Here is a 17,705-nt window from a genome sequence, read left to right on the forward strand (position 1 = left end):
CATGAACAACGCCCGGTGCCGACGTCGAGTCGGGCCGGGCGTTTTGTCTGGTGCGACGGGAGAAAGGAATTGAAGATTTCGGAATTGCTTGGTGCAAGCCTGACTGCCGCGATCGTGGCAGGCTTGCTGATCGGCGTTTTGTCCGTCAAGGATTTCGGCGGTGTTTCGATCGTTTTTTCCGCTGCGGCTTTCACGGTTGCATTTCCCGTGGCAATGCTGCTTTCGTATCCGGTCTATCGGGCCAGCACGCTGCTTCCTCGCAGGGCGGTATTGCCGATGCTGGTCATCGTGGGCGGTGTGGCTGGATCGACCGTTCTTGCGGTTCTGACACAGGCAGCATGGCCGGACATCGCAAGGAACGGAGAAATGGCCTTGCTGTATGCGGCAATCGGAATGATGTGTGCGGTTTCGGCGCTGGGGTATGTCGAGCGATCCGGGATTGCCGGCAGGCTGCGCAAATGGCTCGAAAGGCCGAATTGACGGCCATCCAGCATCTGCCTTGACGACGACGGCGCGTCGCGCCGTTGGCCGGTGGCGCCCGCGATAAAAAACGCCCGGTGCCGACGACGAGTCGGCCGGGCGTTTTGTCTGGCGGCGCTGCGCGTCGATCGGCGCCGGTCGGTACGCGATTACGCGCCGAACGCCGCCTTCGCCAGCAGCCCGAGCGCGACGCACACGAGCACGGCCGCGAACCCGGCCTGTACGTGCCGCGCGGCGAGGTGTCTCGATGCGCCCCGACCGGCGGCCATGCCGAGTGCGGTCGCGACGGTGAACCACAGCGTCACGTCGAGCGGTGCACGTGTGCCCGACACGAGCGTCGCGAACACGCCGCCGGTGCCGACCAGCGCGATCACCATCAGCGATGTCGCGACCACCCCATGCATCGACACGTTCGTGAACTTGCGCAGCATCGGCACGATCACGAAGCCGCCGCCGACGCCGAGCAGCCCCGTCATCAGGCCCGTCATCGCGCCGGTTGACGCCAGCGCCACACCGACCGGCCAGGACCACACGAGCCGGCCCGTATCGGGATTCACGCGGCCGACGCACAGCGGCGACGCGTCGGCGTCGACCGCCGCATGCCGCAGCGCCTGCCGCAACAGGCGGCCGGCGACGACCAGCATCGTCAGTGCGAACAGCGCGAGCAGCAGGCGCTGCGGCAACACGTGCGCGAGCCGTACGCCGAGCGTGGTCAGCGGCACGCCGGCCACCGCCATCAGCAGTGCCGCGCGATAGCGCACGAGCCCGCGGCGGAAGCCTTCGAGCGCGCCGAGCGCCGCGCTGCCGGCCACCGCGACGAGCGCGACGGGCGTGGCCTGCTGCATCGGCCAGCTCATGCCGACGACGAGCGCGGGCACCGCGAGGATGCCGCCGCCGGCGCCGGTCAGGCCGAGCACGGCGCCGACGAAACCGCCCAGTACGAGGGAAATCAGCATGACGTCATCGGGCTCCGGTCAACGCGCGATCGCGGGTTTCGCGAGCCATTCGCGGCCCTTGAGCATCGCCTTCCAGTAGAGCGGCGGCAGCACGCGTTCCTTGAGCAGCCACGCGAGCCGCGACGGGCGCTTGCCGTCGATCAGCCACGCGGGGAAGGTCGGCGCGACCTTGCCGCCGTACAGGAATTCGGCGAGCACGATCTTGCCGCGCTCGACGGTGAGCGGGCACGAGCCGTAGCCGTCGTATGCGGCGTCGCCGTGCGCGCGACCGAGCGACACGAGCAGGTTGTGCGCGACGACGGGCGCCTGCTTGCGGGCGGCCGCGGCCGTTTTCGCATTGGTCGTGTTGGTGGCGTCGCCGAGCGCGTAGATGTCCGGGTACTGCCGGTGGCGCAGTGTCGCCGGATCGACGTCGATCCAGCCGGCCGCATCGGCGAGCGGGCTCGACCGCACGAAATCGGGCGCCTTCTGCGGCGGCACGACGTGGATCATGTCGAACGAGCGCACCACGGTTTCCTTGCCGCCGTCGGGCAGCGCGCGCGCGAACGTCGCCCGGCGTGCCGGGCCGTCGATCGAGACGAGGTTGTGGCCGAACGACAACGCGATGTCGTAGCTTTTCACGTACTCCATCAGCGCGGGTACGTAGTCGGCGACGCCGAACAGCGCGCCGCCCGCATTCAGGAACTCGACGTTCGCGGCCTCGAGGCGGCCCGCGCGCCGCCAGTGGTCGCACGACAGGTACATCGCTTTCTGCGGTGCGCCTGCGCACTTGATCGGCATCGGCGGCTGCGTGAAGAGTGCGTTGCCGCCGCGGAACGCGCGCACGAGTTCCCACGTGTACGGCGCCAGGTCGTAACGGTAGTTGGACGTGACGCCGTTGCGGCCGAGCGTGTCGGCGAGGCCTTCGATCGCGTGCCAGTCGAGCTTGAGCCCCGGGCACACGACGAGCTTGCGATAGCCGATGCGGCGGCAGCCGTCGAGCACGACCACGTGCGCGTCGGGCTCGAAGCCCGCGACGGCGGCCTGGATCCGGTGCACGCCGCGCGGCAGCACGTCGGTGATCCGGCGTGCGGTGGTCTCGGGGCGGAATACGCCCGCGCCGACCATCGTCCAGCCCGGCTGGTAGTAGTGGACGTCGGCCGGATCGATCACCGCGATGTCGAGCGACGCGTCGCGCGCGAGCAGGCTCGACGCGACCGCGATGCCGGCCGCGCCCGCGCCGACGATCACGATGTCGTGCCGCGCGTCGACGGCCGGTGCCGCCTGCTTGCCGCCTTGCACGACACGCGACGCGAGCGCGTGCAGGTCGTAGCCGGCCGCGGCGGCCGTCGCGACGATGTCGTTCAGCGGGCGCAGGCCGGCTTGCGACAACGCCCACAGCGTGGCCGAACGCATGCCGCTGCGGCAGTACGCGAGCACCGGGCCGTCGAGCGACGCGACGAGTGCGCCGAATTGCGCGGCCTGGTCGTCGGTCACCTTGCCCGTATCGACCGGCAGGTAAAGCACGTCGATGCCGAGCGGCGCGGCGGCCGCGCGGATTTCGGTGACGGTCGGCTGGTCGGCGCCTTCGCCGTCGGGGCGATTGCAGATGATCGCGCGGATGCCGGCCGCGTGAAGCGCGGGCAGGTCGGCCGCCGCGATCTGCGGCGAGACCGACAGCGCGTCGGTCAGCTTGCGGATGGAGGTCATGTCGGGGGTCTCGGTTGAGGCGCCGGCGCTCAGATCGCGTCGAGCGGGATCTTCAGGTAGCGCACGCCGTTGTCTTCGGGCTCGGGCAGGTGGCCGGCGCGCATGTTGACCTGCACGGACGGCAGCATCAGCACGGGCATGGCGAGCGTGGCGTCGCGCGTGGTACGCATCGCGACGAAATCGTCCTCGGTCACGCCGTCCTTCACGTGCACGTTCGCGCGGCGCTGCTCGGCCACGGTCGTCACGAACTGCACGTCGCGGCCGCCCGGCTGGTAGTCGTGGCATAGGTACAGGCGCGTGTCGGGCGGCAGGCCGAGCACGCGCGCGATCGAGCGGTACAGCGTGCGCGCGTCGCCGCCCGGGAAGTCGCAGCGGGCCGTGCCGTAGTCGGGCATGAACAGCGTGTCGCCGACGAATGCCGCGCGCTGCGTCGCGTCGTCGACGCAGTAGGTCATGCAGGCGGGCGTGTGGCCCGGCGTATGCAGCGCGCGGATCGTCAGCGTGCCGAGCGCGAGCGTGTCGCCGTCGTCGAGCAGCCGGTCGAACTGGCGGCCGTCCTGCGCGAAGCCGGGGCCCGCGTTGAACAGCGTGCCGAACACGTGCTGCACGCGGCGCACGTGCGAACCGATCGCGATCCGGCCGCCGACGTGTTCCTTCAGGTACGGCGCGGCCGACAGGTGGTCCGCGTGCACGTGGGTTTCCAGCAGCCAGTGCACGTCCGCGCCGAGTTCGGCGACGCGGGCGATCAGCCGGTCGGCGCTGGCGGTGCGCGTGCGCCCGGATGTCGGGTCGTAGTCGAGCACGCTGTCGATCAGCGCGCATGCGCGGCTCGCGGTATCGAGCACGAGATAGCTGACGGTGTGGGTCGCCGGGTCGAAAAAGCCTTCGACCGACAGCGTGGTGGCATCGCTCACGGGGTGTCCTTGATCGGGTTCTGCATCTGCAATCGCGATCTGTAACTCAAGAAGCGTGCCAGCCTGCGTCGCGGCACCGGCCGATCTGCCAGGGATTTGATTCGATTCGGGTTTTCGGCGCAGGAGCGGCGAAGCACGGGCGTCGCCGGCGTTCGGTTGCCGCTGCCGACTGCCACTTCTGGCGGTGTCGTGGCAGAATTGGCAGTCCGCCTGGCAGTGCACCTGCCAGTTCGTCAGGCATCTCCTTCACCGAGCGTCCGCATGAATCCGCACGACACCATCCCGATCGTCCCCGCGCCGCGCCCCGACGTCATGCCCGACGTGCGCGCGCTCGTCGCGTATCTCGAGCAGGATCCGCAGCCGATGATCGTCGTCGATCCCGATTACCGCATCCTCGCGGCGAACGATGCGTACCGGCGCCAGTTCGGCGTCGCGGGCGTCGAGCACGTGGGCCGGCACTGCTTCCAGGTGTCGCATCACTACGACGTGCCGTGCGACCAGGCCGGCGAGCATTGCCCGATGAAGCAGGCGCTCGAGTCGCGCGGGCTGAACCGCGTGCTGCACATCCATCACACGCCGCGCGGCCCCGAGCATGTCGACGTCGAATTGCGGCCGATCTTCGATGCGCACGGCAACGTGATCGCGTACGTCGAGCGGCTGACCACGGTGCGCAGCGCATCCGCGCAGCCGAGTGCGGAAGGGCTCGTCGGCGGCGCCGACGCGTTCAATGCGGCGCTCGGCGCACTGCAGCGCGTCGCGCCGTCGATGCTGCCGGTGCTGCTGCTCGGCGAATCGGGCACCGGCAAGGAGCTGTTCGCCCGTGCGCTGCACGAGGCGAGCGATCGCGCGATGGGGCCGTTCGTCGTCGTCGATTGCTCGGGGATCGCCGAGACGCTGTTCGAGAGCGAACTGTTCGGTTACGAGAAGGGCGCGTTCACGGGCGCGAACCAGCGCAAGCCGGGCCTCGTCGAGACCGCGCAGGGCGGCACGCTGTTTCTCGACGAGATCGGCGACGTCCCGCTGCCGATGCAGGTGAAGCTGCTGCGCCTGATCGAGTCGGGCACGTTCCGCCGCGTCGGCGGCGTCGAGGCGCTGCGCGCGGACTTCCGGCTGGTCGCGGCGACGCACAAGCCGCTGCGCGAGATGATCGACGACGGCCGGTTCCGGCAGGATCTCTACTACCGGATCAACGCGTTTCCGATTCCGCTGCCGGCGTTGCGCGAGCGGCGCGGGGACGTCGCGCTGCTGGCCGAATCGATCCTGCGGCGAATCGCGAACGCGCGCGCCGGCGCGGGCGAGACGGGCGCACGGCCGTTCGCGGCCCGGCCGTTTGTCCTGACCGAACGCGCGCGCGCGTGTCTCGATGCCTATGCGTGGCCGGGCAATATCCGCGAGCTGCGCAACGTGCTCGAACGCGCGTGCCTGTTCGCGGACGACGGGACGATCCGGGTCGAACACCTGCCGGCCGAGCTGGTCGCCGCATCGGCGGCGCCGCAGGATCGCGCGGCCGATGCGCGCGGCGTGTCGGACGCGGAGCTCGTGCGCATCGCGCGCACGTTCGACGGCACGCGCAAGGCGCTCGCCGAGCAGGTCGGGATGAGCGAGCGGACGTTGTACCGGCGGATGAAGGCGCTCGGGCTCGGGGCGCGCGAGCGCTGAACGGGCAGGCGGCGGGCGGCTGGCAGAGGCACGCGGCTGTGTCGATAATGGCGCGTTCGATCCTGCTTTCACCTCGCCGATGAAGAGACGCTTCCTTTCGCCTTGCCTGTTTCTTGCCGCCACTGCGCTGTGCAACCTGGCGCAGGCCGCCACCGAATACACGTGGACCGATGCGGCCGGCGCACATGCGGTGACGCTCGCACGCACCGCGTCCGGCGACGACCTCGAGCTCAAGGTCGCCGCGACGCTCGACGGCCGGCCCGACTGGACCGTGCGCGACTACGTGAAGGCATGCCCGGTCGACGTGATTCTCGACGTCGTGCCCGCGTCGATCGAGATGCGCGACCTGCTCGGCAACGGCCGCAAGCAGTTTCTGTTCGCGTACAGGATCGGCTGCCGCGGCGACGTCAGCGCCGACCAGGTCAAGTACTTCCTGATCGACCAGGGCACGAAGTACGTGCTGCGCGGCGAGGAAACCGTCACGGTCAACGGCAAGTTCATGGACGGCGGCGCGGCGCCCGTGCCGAATGCGGACCTGAAAGCCCGACCCGCGTTTCTGCGCTACATGACGAAGCACTGGCACGCGATCAGCGCGCGCGACTACCGATAGGCGCGCGCCCGGCGATCGTGACGGCGCGTGCGACACGCGCCTGTTGGGGGTGAGTCGAACCTGTCGAACAATAATAAATCATGGTTCAACGGCAATTAATTATCGTTTAACGATAATTTCAGACGTACAATCGACGCTCGTTCATTCGTCGTCGAGGACACGCCATGCATTCCGATCGCATCGCCCGTATCAGCCAGCAGATGGCCACCGTCACGCTGTGGTTCATCGTCGGCATGCTGGTGCTCAACGCCGCGTGCTGGGCGTTCCCGTCGCTGAACGCGGCGTCGGGGCCCGGCCTCGTATTCGGCCTCACCGATTCGGTGATCTCGAACCTGCACGTGGATGTCGCCGCGTTTCCGTGGTGGCAGAAGGCGGTCGGCATCCTGCTGTCGAGCGTGCCGCTGATCGCGCTCGCGAACGGCCTTCGTCATCTGCGTGCGCTGTTCCGCACCTACGCGCGCCGCGACTATTTCTCCGCGCAAGCGGCCGGCCATCTCGGCAAGACGGGCCGTGCGATCGGGATGTGGGTGCTGCTGAGCCTGCTGTGCGAACCGCTCCTGAGCGTGTGGGCGACGCTGCGCGAACCGGTCGGCCATCGCGTGGTCAGCATCGGGTTCAGCCTGCCGTACGTGGTCGCGCTGTTCACCGCGGCCTGCATCGCGGTCATCGCGCATATCCTCCGGCAGGCGAGCGAACTCGATGCCGAACATCGGCAGTTCGTCTGAGGCGCGCCATGTCGATCGTGGTCAAGCTCGATGTGATGCTCGCGACGCGCAAGGTCCGCTCGAAGGATCTCGCGGCGGCGGTCGGCATCACCGAACAGAATCTGTCGCTGCTCAAGCAAGGGAAGGTCAAGGGCATCCGTTTCGCGACGCTCGAGGCGATCTGCCGTTATCTCGACTGCCAGCCCGGCGACCTGCTCGCGTTCAGCGATGACGGTGTCGGCGAGCCGGACTGACGCATCGCCATCGCGGCTTGCCGGCGTGGCGGGGCGGCGCCGGCCGCGCATCGTCGCGCTGGCTGTCGTCGCGTCCGTATCGATTCACCTGCTCGGATGGTTCGTGCTGCAGCGGGCGTCGACGGTGGCAGGCCCGAACGCCGGGGCGCGGCCCCGGCTCGCGCTGCGCGTCGAGCTGATTCCCGCGCGGCCGGTGCCCGCGGCGGGTGTGCCTGACGCCGGGCGAACCGGGCCCGCCGCGAGTGGGCGCGGTGCGGAGGGCGCCGTGTCATCGACGAAACGATCCGCCGCGGTTGCGGTGTCGCGCATGACGACGCGGGCGTCTTCGAATACGGGGGGCGTTTCGCGTCGGCAAGGTGAAACGCCTGCCGGCGCAATCGCGACCCGACGTGAACCCCATTTCGAGAACGCACCAGGCCCCGATCTCGACTGGCGCCGCGATCTGGACGCGATCGGCTCGCGGCATGCGGCGGCGCGCAGTCCGGCGCAGGCGGCGGTCGGGGCATTGGGCGCGTCGTCCGGCGGCGTGGCCGCGCGCCGTGACACCGTCGATGCGAGGCTGGCCGACGGCATGTCGAATGCCCGTCGCACCGACTGCCGGCACGCGTATTCACGCGCGGGCCTGCTGGCGTTGCCGATGCTCGCGCTGGATGCGGTGCGCGACACGGGCTGCAAATGGTGAAGCGGGCGGCACGCGGGAAACCCGCCTGCCGCCCGCACGTTCATGCGCTCAACGCGTTCAGCGCGCGGGCGCAAGCTGCGCCATCGCCTCCCGCACGAAACCGATCAGCGTGTCGTCGACCCACGTATCCTGCGTCAGTGCAGGCTCGTTCATCATCGCCGCGCGGAATTTCGCATGCGTGGCCGAATCGTGGCCGGCATAGCTGCAGAACAGCTCGAGCCAGCGCTGCGCGAGCGCGCGGCCTTCCGGCGAAGCAGGTCGGGCGCCCGCATCGATCGCGTCGCGCACGTCGCCCATCAGTTGCGGCCATTCCATCGCGCGTTCGCCGTAGTGCGCACGCATGAAGCGGATCTCGTCCGGCGCGAGGTACTTCTCGAAGATCCGCATCTTGTTTTCGGACGACGCACGCAGCACATAGTCGCGCAGCGCGGTCGAAATGCCGATCTTCGACTGCATCGCCGGTTCTTGCTCGTGCATCAGGTTCAGCTTTGCCAGCAGCCGCGGGTCGTTGTTCGTGTCGCGCACGAGCAGCTTCATCCAACGACTGGCGAGCGCACGGGGGCGTTCGTCCTCGGCGGGTACGCCCGCGTCGTGCAGCGCGCGCACTTCGTCGACGAGTGCGATCCATTCGGCGTCGCCCGCCTGGCTTTTCTGGTACATCGGCAGGCGCGCGAGTTCTTCCTCGGAAAAATATTTGTCGTACACGGTCATCAACTCCAGTGTGGTGAGCCAATCGGCCAGCTCCGGCTCCGTGCCTGCGGCGAGCTGCGCATGCAGGCTCACGAGGCGCTCGCGCAGCTGCGCGGTCTGCGCGAGCTGACGGTCAAGCAGCGCGATCTGCTTCGCGACGAGATCGACGAGCGGAGTGCCGGGCTGGTTCAGGTGGTCGCCGATTTCGACGAGCGACAGGCCGAAGCGACGCAGCGCCTGGATCTGGTGGAGCCGGGCGATGTCGTGGCGGTCGTACAGCCGGTAGCCGTTGTCGGCGCGCGCCGAAGGCGTCAGCAGACCGATCGCGTGATAGTGATGAAGCGTGCGGACGGTCAGCCCGCTGCGTTTCGCCAGTTCTCCCACTTTCAGTCGCATTCGTTCCTCCGTTCGGTACGCACACTGGAGTCTCGAACGTTACGCTACGTGAGGGTCAAGCGGAAGATGGAGAGGCGTGCGCGCGGGGATTCCGCGCGCACGCGATGGCGGGGCCGGCTTATTGCGGTGAAGGTGGCGAAGGCGGCGTGTAGGCGGCGGTATCAGCGGTGGCGGCGCGCGCTTGCTGGCCGGTTGCGCCGTCGCCGGCGGTGTTGCCGGCCTTGCCGGACGGCCCGCCCTTGTCGACCGGCGGCGTGCCCATCGCCTGGTAGAGCCGCGCGGTATCCGCGAACCGCGCGCCGGTCGCGCGGATCTCGTCGAGCCGTGCATTGCGATACTGCAGCTCGCTGGCGCGCGCGGCCGACGGCGGCAGCGCGCCGAGCCGCACGCGGGCCGCCGCGTCGTCGTACGCGCCCCGCGCGGACAGCGCGGCGCGCGACGACGCGTCGAGCGCTTCCGCATCGTGCTCGAGCGCCGCGAGCGAATCGGCGACGTTCTGGAACGCGCCGAGCACGGCCTGCTTGTACTGGTCGACGGCGGCCTCGTAAGTCGCCTTCGCCGCGCGGCGCTGGGCGAGCAGCGCGCCGCCGTGGAAGATCGGCTGGCTCAGCGACGCGCCGACGTTCCAGATCGCGCCGGCGCCCGACAGCATCGCCGGCCAGCTGAAGCCGCCTTTGCCCATCGCGGCCGACAGCGACAGCTGCGGGAACATCTGCGCGGTCGCGAGGCCGACTTCGGCCGCGGCCGCCTTCAGCCCCGCGTCGGCGGCCTGGATGTCCGGGCGGCTTTGCAGCAGGTCCGACGGCACGACGACGGGCACCTGTTCGGGCAGGTGCAGATCGGCGAGCGTGAGATCGGCCGGCGGCCGGTCGGGCGTGCGGCCGACCAGCACCGCGAGCGCATGGCGGGCCGAGTCGCGTTGCTGGCGCAGCGCGGGCAGGCTCGCCGCGAACGTGTCGGCGCTTTGCCGCGCGTTCAGCGCGTCGCTGCGCGAGGCGGAACCGAGTGCGTAGCGGCGTTCGGCATCGTGCGCCTGGTCGTTGGCGAGGGCGACGAGCCGCTCGGTCGTGTCGATCTGCGCATTCAGCACCGACACCGTGATCGACGCGGTGACGATGTTCGCGGCCAGCGCGCGCCGCGCGGATTCGAGCTGGAACGCGCTGACGTCGACGCGTCGCGCCAGCGCGCGGTTCGCGAAACGCGACGCGCCGAACAGGTCGATCGTGTAGCTCGCCTGCAACTGGCCGACGAACGTGTCGTACAGCAGCGTCGGCGCGCCGAGCGCGGGAATCGGCACGCCGAGCGCGCGCTGGCGCGCGGCCTGGCCGCTCGCGTCGATCGACGGCAGCATCGAGCTGCCGATCTGCCCGCGCAGCTGTTCGCGTGCGGCATCCAGCGAGTGCGATGCCGCACTGAGCGTCGGGCTGTTGCGCAGCCCTTCGTCGACGAGCGCGTTCAGCGCATCGGAGCGGTACTGCTTCCACCAGTCGGGCACCGGCTGCGCGCCGACCTCGAACTGCTGCGCGACGCCTTGCGCGGACACGGTCTGCTGCACTTGCGGCGTGGTGCCGTAGTGCGCGGGCGACGGCATCGCGGGCGGCTCGCCGCTCGGCGCGAACCAGGCGCAGCCCGCGAGCGGGCCGGCGAGGCTCGCCACGGCGAGTGCCCGCACGGCTTTCGTTTTCAGGTTCATCGATCGATCCATGGTCAGGCTCCCGACGGCGCGGCCGGCGCGGTGCCGCCGGACGGCGGGCCGTTCTGCGGGTCGCGTTCGTCGCGCTTCACGCGGAACCACGTCGCATACAGCGCGGGCAGGTAGAACAGCGTCAGCACGGTCGCGCTCGTGATGCCGCCCATCAGCGCGGTCGCCATCGGCCCGAAGAAGTTCGAGCGCAACAGCGGGATCAGCGCGAGCACGGCGGCCGCGGCCGTCAGCGTGATCGGGCGGAACCGCCGCACGGTCGCGCCGATGATCGCGTCGACGCGGCCGTGGCCGGCGGCGATGTCCTGCTCGATCTGGTCGACGAGGATCACCGAGTTGCGCATGATGATCCCGAACATCGCGATCACGCCGAGCATCGCGACGAAGCCGAACGGCTGGCCGAACATCAGCAGCGTGGCGACCACGCCGATCAGCCCGAGCGGCGCGGTCAGCACGACCATCAGCACGCGCGAGAAGCTCTGCAGCTGGATCATCAGCAGCGTGAACACCGCGATCGCCATCAGCGGCATCTGCGCATTGATCGATTTCTGCGCCTTCGCGCTTTCCTCGACCGAGCCGCCGATGTTGATCTGGTAGCCGACCGGCAACTGCGCGCGCAATGCGTTCAGCTTCGCGTCGACCGCATGCGTGACGTCGATGCCCTGCGCGCCGGCGCGTACGTCCGACTGCACGGTGATGGTCGGCTGGCGGTCGCGCTCCCACACGACGCCGTATTCGAGCGTCGGCTTGAAGCGGCCGAGCGAGCCGAGCGGCACCGGGCCGTTCGGGGTCGGCAGCGCGAGGCCGGCGAGCTTCGCGGGGTCGACGCGATCGGCCTTCGGCGCGCGCAGGTCGACCGCGATCAGCTTGTCGCGTTCGCGGTACTGCGTGACGGTCGTGCCGGACAGCGTCATCGCGAGGAAGCTCGAGACGTCCTGCGACGTGACGTTCAGTTCGCGCGCCTTCTTCTGGTCGATCTCGAAGCGCACCGAGCGCTCGGCCGGCTCGTCCCAGTCGAACTGCACGTTGACCGTGCGCGCGTCGCCGCGCATCGTCGCCGCGACCTTCTCGGCGATCGAGCGGACCGTCGCGATGCTGTCGCCGCTCACGCGGAACTGCACCGGGTAACCGACCGGCGGGCCGTTCTCGAGCCGCGACAGCCGCCAGCGCACGGCCGGGAACTGCTCGCGCAGCGTGGTTTCGAGCCAGGTCGCGAGCTTCTCGCGATCCTTCACCGATTTCGCGGTGATCACGAACTGCGCGAAGTTCGGCAACTGAAGCTGCTGGTCGAGCGGCAGGTAGAAGCGCGGCGCGCCGCTGCCGACGAAGCTCACCGAATGATCGATCTCGGGGCGCTTGTCGATCACTTTCTCGAGGCGCTCGGTCTCGCGCAGCGTCGCCGCGAACGACGCGCCTTCGGGCAGCCGCAGGTCGACGAGCAGCTCGGGGCGATCGGAACTCGGGAAGAACTGCTGCGGCACGAGCGAAAAGCCCATCATTGCCACGACGAACAGGGCGCCCGTGATCAGCAGCACGACGAAGCGCCGCTCGATGCACCAGTCGATCCAGCCGCGCAGGCGGCGGTAGAAGCGCGTGTCGTAGATGTCGTGCTCGTGATCGTCGGGCAGGTGCGCCTCGTGCGCGTGCCGCTTGCGCTCGGGCAGCATGTGGTAGCCGAGCAGCGGAATCAGCACGACGGCCGCGAACCACGACGCGATCAGCGCGATGGCCGACACCTCGAAGATCGAGCGCGTGTATTCGCCGGTGCTCGATTTCGCGAGCGCGATCGGCAGGAAGCCCGACACGGTGACGAGCGTGCCGGTCAGCATCGGGAACGCGGTGCTCGTATAGGCGAACGCGGCGGCGCGTGCGCGGGTGTAGCCCTGTTCGAGCTTCACGGCCATCATCTCGACCGCGATGATCGCGTCGTCGACGAGCAGCCCGAGCGCGAGCACGAGCGTGCCGAGCGACACCTTGTGCAGCCCGATGTCGAACAGGTACATGAAGAGGGCCGTGACCGCGAGCACGACCGGAATCGAGATCACGACCACCATCCCGGTGCGCAGGCCGAGCGACACGAGGCTCACGACCAGCACGATCGCGACCGCTTCGGCGACGGCTTCGAGGAAATCGTCGACCGAATGCGCGACCGCGTGCGGCATGCTCGACACCTCGACCAGCTTGAGGCCGGCCGGCAGTTGCGCCTGCAGGTCCTTCGATTCGGCGTCGAGCGCCTTGCCGAGCCGGATCACGTCGCCGCCCGGCTGCATCGTCACGCCGATGCCGAGCACGGCCTTGCCGGCCGCGCCTGAGCCGCCCGCGCCTGAGCCGCCCGCGCGCATCTGCGTGACGACCGGGTCGTCGTAGCCGCGCTTCACGGTCGCGAGGTCGCCGAGCCGGAACGTGCGGCCGTTGATGCGGATCAGCGTATCGGCGATCGCATCGACGTTGTCGAACTGGCCGCTCGGGCGCACGAACACGCGATCGTCGGCGGTCGTCAGCACGCCGGCCGACGAGATGTCGTTCTGCGCGTTGATGGCCTGGCCGAGCTGCTGCGGCGAGATGCCGAGGCGCGTGAGCTGCGCGTTGTTCACCTCGATGAAGATCCGCTGGTCGGGGTCGCCGAAATAGTCGACCTTGCCGACGCCCGGCACGCGCAGCAGCACGGTGCGCAACTGATCGGCGTAGTCGTGCAGTTGCGCGGGCGTGAAGCCGTCGCCCTCGAGCGTCCAGATGTTGGTGTAGACGTCGCCGAATTCGTCGTTGAAGAACGGGCCCTGCACGCCGGGCGGCAGCGTATAGCCGATGTCGCCGACCTTCTTGCGGATCTGGTACCAGGTCTCGGGCACGTCCTTCACGGGCGCCGAATCCTTCATCGTGAAGAAGATCAGCGATTCGCCGGGGCGCGAATAGCTGCGCAGGAAGTCGATGGCCGGCGTTTCCTGCAGCTTGCGGCCGATCCGGTCGGTCACCTGTTCCTGCACCTGCCGCGCGGTCGCGCCGGGCCAGAACGTGCGGATCACCATCACGCGGAACGTGAACGGCGGGTCTTCGGACTGCGCGAGCCGCGTGTACGCGAGGATGCCCGCGAGCGTCGCGAGCGCGATCAGGTAGACGACCAGCGCCTGGTGGCGCAGCGCCCACGCGGAGAGATTGAAGCGGCCTTCTTCGTACGAAACGCTCACGATGCGAAGTCCTCCGGATGCAGCGGCGCGATCGCGCGTACCTTCTCGCCCGCGCTGACCGTGTGCACGCCCTGCAACACGACGCGCTCGCCGGGCTGCAGCCCGTGCGACACCGTCACCGTGCGCTCGTTGAAGCGCGCGACGTCGACGCGGCGCAGCTCGAGCGTGTCGTCCTTCGTGCGCACGACCCACACGGCCGGCTGCGCGCCGTCATGAAACAGCGCGGTCGCGGGCAGCGTGATCGACGGCGCGTCGCCGGCGGCCGGTGCGCCGTCGAACGCGACGCTGGCCGTCATCCCGAGCCGGATCGCCGGATCGGGCGCGGCGAGCGTGAGCTTCACGCGATACGTGCGGCTTTGCGGATCGGCGGCCGGCGCGATTTCGCGCACCTTCGCCGCGAACTGGCGACCGGGCAGCGACGGCAGCGTGACGCTGGCCGCGTGGCCGGGCGTGAGCGATGCAAGCGCGGCTTCGGGCACGTCGCTGACGACGTCGACGTCGCCGGACCACGCGAGCTGGTAGACGGGCTGGCCGGCCGACACGTTCTGGCCGGTGTCGGCCTGTTCGGCGGTGATGTAGCCCGCGTGATCGGCGACGAGCGTCGCGTAGCGAAGCTGGTTCCGGGCGAGCGCGAGCTGCTGCTGCGCCTGGTCGCGCTGCGCAAGCGCCGACGTGTAGCTGTTCTCGGTCTGTTCGAGCTGGGCGGTCGCGATCAGGTTTTCGCGCGCCTGTGCGCGGTCGCGGTCGAGCTGCTGCTTCGCGAACGCGAGGCTGTGCGTCGCGGCGTCGAGTTGCGCCTGTGCGCTCGCGGCGTTCTTCTCGACGTCGGACGGATCGAGCAGCGCGACGACCTGGCCGACCTTGACCGTATCGCCGAGGCGCACCTTGCGCTCGATGATCTTGCCGGCGATGCGGAACGACAGAGGGGTGGCATAACGCGGCTGGATCTCGCCGGGGAGCGTGCGGGCGACCGCGGCGTCGTCGGCATGGGCGGGCAGTGCGACGACGGGGCGCGGGGCGGGCGGCGCGGATTCTTTTGGATGACAGGCGGCGAGGACGAGCGCGGTGCCGATCAGCAGCACGGCGCGGGAACCGGAGCGATTCACGAAACCCCCAAGTGAGGTGAGAGCGAGAGCGGAACGAAGCCGGCAAGCGCGGCGCGCGCTTGCCCCGAGCGGCGCCGACAGGGGCGCGCGGACAGCATTTTCAGAAACTGTGGCGAATTCTAATACACACCTGTATCTGAGTGCAAAGATGAATTTGAAAGGGAATCGATGCTAGACTGCGCGCCATGAAACCACAGCGCTTAACCCGCGAGCAGAGCAGGGATCAGACGCGCGAACGTCTGCTGAATGCCGCGCATCGCATTTTTCTGAAGAAAGGTTTTGTGGCCGCGAGCGTCGAGGACATCGCGGCCGCGGCCGGCTATACGCGCGGCGCGTTCTACTCGAATTTCCGCAGCAAGTCGGAACTCCTGCTGGAGTTGCTGGAGCGCAACCATGCGCAGGTGCAGGCCGATTTCCAGGCGATCTTCGACGAGGGCGGGTCGCGCGAACAGATGGAATCGATGACGCTCGCGCATTACCGCACGCTGTTCGCCGACGACGAATTCTCGTTGCTGTGGGGCGAGGCGAAGCTGCAGGCCGCGCGCGATGCGAAGTTCCGCGTGCGCTTCAACCAGTTCCTGCACGCCAAGCGCGTGCAGATGGCCGAATTCATCCGGCGCTTCTCCGAGCGCTCCGGCACGCCGCTGCTGTTGCCGGCGGAGACGCTCGCGTTCGGGCTGATGTGCCTGTGCGACGGCGTGCAGTCGTATTACGCGGCCGATCCGCAGCACGTGCCGGCCGAGGTGGCCGAGTCGGTGCTCGCGGGATTCTTCGCGCGTGTCGTGCTCGGGCGTGCGCCGGACTGACGCGGCAGCGGATTCGTCGTGCCGCGTGCGATGCGCGGCAAAGGCGGGGTGCGATGAAGCATGCGGCATGCGCCGCGCCTCATCGCGTCGTGCGAATCAGCGCTCCCCGGTCATCCGTCGGTACGCATCGAGCAGCGACGTCTTGTAGACGACGCCCGCGAGCGTCGGCTCGGCTTCGCTTTCGATCACCGGCAGGCGTTCGCCCTGGAACGCCATGAAGCGTTCGAGCGCGGTGGCGAGCGGCATGTCGGGTGTCAGGAGCGGAAACGGCGTGTGCGCGTAATGCGCGGCCGTCTTGTCGGTCGTGTCGCGCTTGTCGAGCAGGTCCGACGTGATGTCCTTCAGCGCGACCGCGCCGCGAAAGCGCCCGGCATCATCGGTGACGTACAGGTACTTCACCGGATATTCGAGAAACACGCGCGTCATGTCGGCGACGCTCGCCGTGAGCGGCACGACCGTCTGCGCGGGCTGGATCAGCTCGCGCATCTGCGTGGTGCGCAGGCGCAGCTTCTCCTGTGCGTCCTGGTAATGGTGCTGCGTGATTTCGTACATCGACGTCGTGCCGGTCGCGCGCGCGACGAAATACGCGAATACGCACGACACCAGCAGCGGCAACACGACCTGATAGCTCAGCGTCATCTCGAAGATCATCAGGATCGCCATCAGCGGCGCCTGCGTGGCGCCCGCCATGAACGCACCCATCCCGACGATCGCGTACGCGAAGTATGCCGACGTATGGCCGGGCCACAGCGCTTCCATCGCGAGCCCGAACAGCGAACCGAACACCGCGCCGACGAACAGCGTCGGCGTGAACACGCCGCCGATCGCACCCGAGCCGACCGTGGCGGAGGTTGCGATGACCTTGAACACGAGCACCGCGACCAGCGCCTGCCAGGTCCACGGCGAATGCAGGATCTGGTTGACGACGCTATAGCCGTTGCCCCATACGTCCGGCGTCCACACCGAGATCACGCCGACGACGAGGCCGCCGAGCGCGAGCCGCACCGGCAGCGGCACCGGCAGCCGCTTGAAATGGTGCTTCGACGCGTCGAGCAGGTGCAGGAACTGCGGCGCGAGCACGCCGCACAGCGCGCCGAGCACGACGAACAGCAGCACCTCGGGGCCGGTGACGGCCGGAAACACCGGCATCTCGTACGGCGGCCGATAACCGGCGAATTCGCGCATCACGATGTTCGCGACGACCGACGCGACGACCATCGGGCCGAAGCTCTCCATCGCGATCGTGCCGAGCACGATTTCCGACACGAAGAATGCGCCGGCGATCGGCGCGTTGTAGGCGGACGTGATGCCGGCGGCCGCCCCGCAGGCGACCAGCAGGCGCAGGCGCGGCGGGTCGAAGTGCACGAAGCGGCCGACGAGCGACGCGGCGAGCGCCGCGAGCTGCACCATCGGGCCTTCACGGCCGATCGAGCCGCCGCTGCCGATCGTCAGCAGCGACGACACGCTGCGCCACAGGCTCTGGCGTACCGGCACGACCCCGTTGCCGAGCGCGACCGATTCCATGTAGTCGGTATTGCCCGCCTTCTTGTCGCCGCGCGTCGCAAGCAGCAGCACGCAGCCGGCGAGGAAGCCGCCCGCGGCCGGCATCCAGAATCGCACGTACCACGGCAGGCGCTTCGCCATCTGCACGAAGCTGCCGCTTTGTCCGGAGATCAGGTGCTGCATCAGGTCGATGCCTTCGCGGAACGCCATCGTCGCAAAGGCGCCGCCGACGCCGACGATGGCCGACCAGATCAGCATCGTATGGGCGTCCGACAGGCGGAACAGCGTTTGGGCGCGAGTGCGCAGCTTCAGCAGGAACGAGAGCACGGCTGAAAGAGGGCGATGGAAAACGACGCGAAGCATAGCACT

The 17,705-nt window shown here is 69.0% G+C and carries 15 protein-coding genes; 7 read left to right on the forward strand and 8 right to left on the reverse strand.

The features are described from left to right. The first annotated feature begins 69 nt into the window (after positions 1-69). On the forward strand, positions 70-480 hold the full coding sequence (locus ABIC51_RS05990; protein ID WP_146252764.1) for a hypothetical protein: 411 nt from the start codon (positions 70-72) through the stop codon (positions 478-480). A gap of 149 nt (positions 481-629) precedes the next feature. On the opposite strand, the gene ABIC51_RS05995 is transcribed toward ABIC51_RS05990, so the two are convergent. From ABIC51_RS05995 to ABIC51_RS06005, 3 genes are read right to left on the reverse strand one after another with little or no spacing between them, the layout of a single operon-like run. Then, positions 630-1,436 carry a sulfite exporter TauE/SafE family protein gene (locus tag ABIC51_RS05995; protein ID WP_027787302.1) on the reverse strand — a complete coding sequence of 269 codons (807 nt, stop codon included), beginning with the start codon at positions 1,434-1,436 and terminating at the stop codon, positions 630-632. An 18-nt stretch (positions 1,437-1,454) separates the two neighbouring features. After that, entirely contained in the window at positions 1,455-3,125 is a 1,671-nt protein-coding gene (locus tag ABIC51_RS06000) for a bifunctional protein tyrosine phosphatase family protein/NAD(P)/FAD-dependent oxidoreductase (RefSeq protein ID WP_175852622.1), read from the reverse strand. A 29-nt stretch (positions 3,126-3,154) separates the two neighbouring features. Further along, entirely contained in the window at positions 3,155-4,039 is an 885-nt protein-coding gene (locus tag ABIC51_RS06005; protein WP_060196299.1) for an MBL fold metallo-hydrolase, read from the reverse strand. Between the two features lie 261 nt (positions 4,040-4,300). Between ABIC51_RS06005 and ABIC51_RS06010 the strand changes: the two genes are divergently transcribed. The 5 genes from ABIC51_RS06010 (at position 4,301) to ABIC51_RS06030 (ending at position 7,948) form a co-directional block, all read left to right on the forward strand. Then, positions 4,301-5,698, forward strand: a complete 1,398-nt coding sequence (locus ABIC51_RS06010) for a sigma-54 interaction domain-containing protein (protein ID WP_060068430.1) — start codon at positions 4,301-4,303, stop codon at positions 5,696-5,698. A 79-nt stretch (positions 5,699-5,777) separates the two neighbouring features. Beyond that, entirely contained in the window at positions 5,778-6,308 is a 531-nt protein-coding gene (locus ABIC51_RS06015) for a M949_RS01915 family surface polysaccharide biosynthesis protein (protein ID WP_027787306.1), read from the forward strand. Positions 6,309-6,472: 164 nt separating this feature from the next. After that, complete coding sequence (locus tag ABIC51_RS06020) at positions 6,473-7,033, forward strand: DUF2975 domain-containing protein (protein WP_048022805.1); 561 nt, start codon at positions 6,473-6,475, stop codon at positions 7,031-7,033. 8 nt (positions 7,034-7,041) lie between these two features. Continuing rightward, complete coding sequence (locus ABIC51_RS06025) at positions 7,042-7,266, forward strand: helix-turn-helix domain-containing protein (protein ID WP_027787308.1); 225 nt, start codon at positions 7,042-7,044, stop codon at positions 7,264-7,266. A 103-nt stretch (positions 7,267-7,369) separates the two neighbouring features. Next, a complete protein-coding gene (locus tag ABIC51_RS06030; protein WP_319000322.1) occupies positions 7,370-7,948 on the forward strand; it encodes a hypothetical protein in 579 nt (192 codons plus the stop codon). Positions 7,949-8,005: 57 nt separating this feature from the next. Here the strand turns inward: ABIC51_RS06030 and ABIC51_RS06035 are convergent, their stop codons facing one another. The 4 genes from ABIC51_RS06035 to ABIC51_RS06050 all read right to left on the reverse strand — a co-directional run bounded on the left by ABIC51_RS06035 (position 8,006) and on the right by ABIC51_RS06050 (position 15,027). Continuing rightward, entirely contained in the window at positions 8,006-9,034 is a 1,029-nt protein-coding gene (locus ABIC51_RS06035) for a MerR family transcriptional regulator (protein ID WP_175899138.1), read from the reverse strand. 118 nt (positions 9,035-9,152) lie between these two features. Then, complete coding sequence (locus ABIC51_RS06040) at positions 9,153-10,739, reverse strand: efflux transporter outer membrane subunit (protein WP_124671940.1); 1,587 nt, start codon at positions 10,737-10,739, stop codon at positions 9,153-9,155. Between the two features lie 2 nt (positions 10,740-10,741). Next, on the reverse strand, positions 10,742-13,921 hold the full coding sequence (locus ABIC51_RS06045; protein ID WP_175852626.1) for an efflux RND transporter permease subunit: 3,180 nt from the start codon (positions 13,919-13,921) through the stop codon (positions 10,742-10,744). Further along, positions 13,918-15,027: an efflux RND transporter periplasmic adaptor subunit gene (locus ABIC51_RS06050; RefSeq protein ID WP_027787312.1), complete on the reverse strand. Its 1,110-nt coding sequence runs from the start codon at positions 15,025-15,027 to the stop codon at positions 13,918-13,920. Before ABIC51_RS06050 ends, ABIC51_RS06045 begins: the two co-directional genes overlap by 4 nt. A gap of 185 nt (positions 15,028-15,212) precedes the next feature. On the opposite strand from ABIC51_RS06050, the gene ABIC51_RS06055 reads away from it, so the two are divergent. Then, complete coding sequence (locus ABIC51_RS06055) at positions 15,213-15,833, forward strand: TetR/AcrR family transcriptional regulator (protein ID WP_027787313.1); 621 nt, start codon at positions 15,213-15,215, stop codon at positions 15,831-15,833. 96 nt (positions 15,834-15,929) lie between these two features. Here ABIC51_RS06055 and ABIC51_RS06060 read toward each other — a convergent pair whose 3' ends face one another. Further along, positions 15,930-17,663 (reverse strand): ClcB-like voltage-gated chloride channel protein, encoded by a 1,734-nt coding sequence (locus tag ABIC51_RS06060; protein ID WP_196486452.1) that lies wholly within the window; start codon positions 17,661-17,663, stop codon positions 15,930-15,932. Positions 17,664-17,705: the final 42 nt, after the last annotated feature.

It is taken from the genome of Burkholderia sp. 572, from assembly GCF_040545135.1.
GTDB classification, from domain to species: domain Bacteria; phylum Pseudomonadota; class Gammaproteobacteria; order Burkholderiales; family Burkholderiaceae; genus Burkholderia; species Burkholderia cepacia.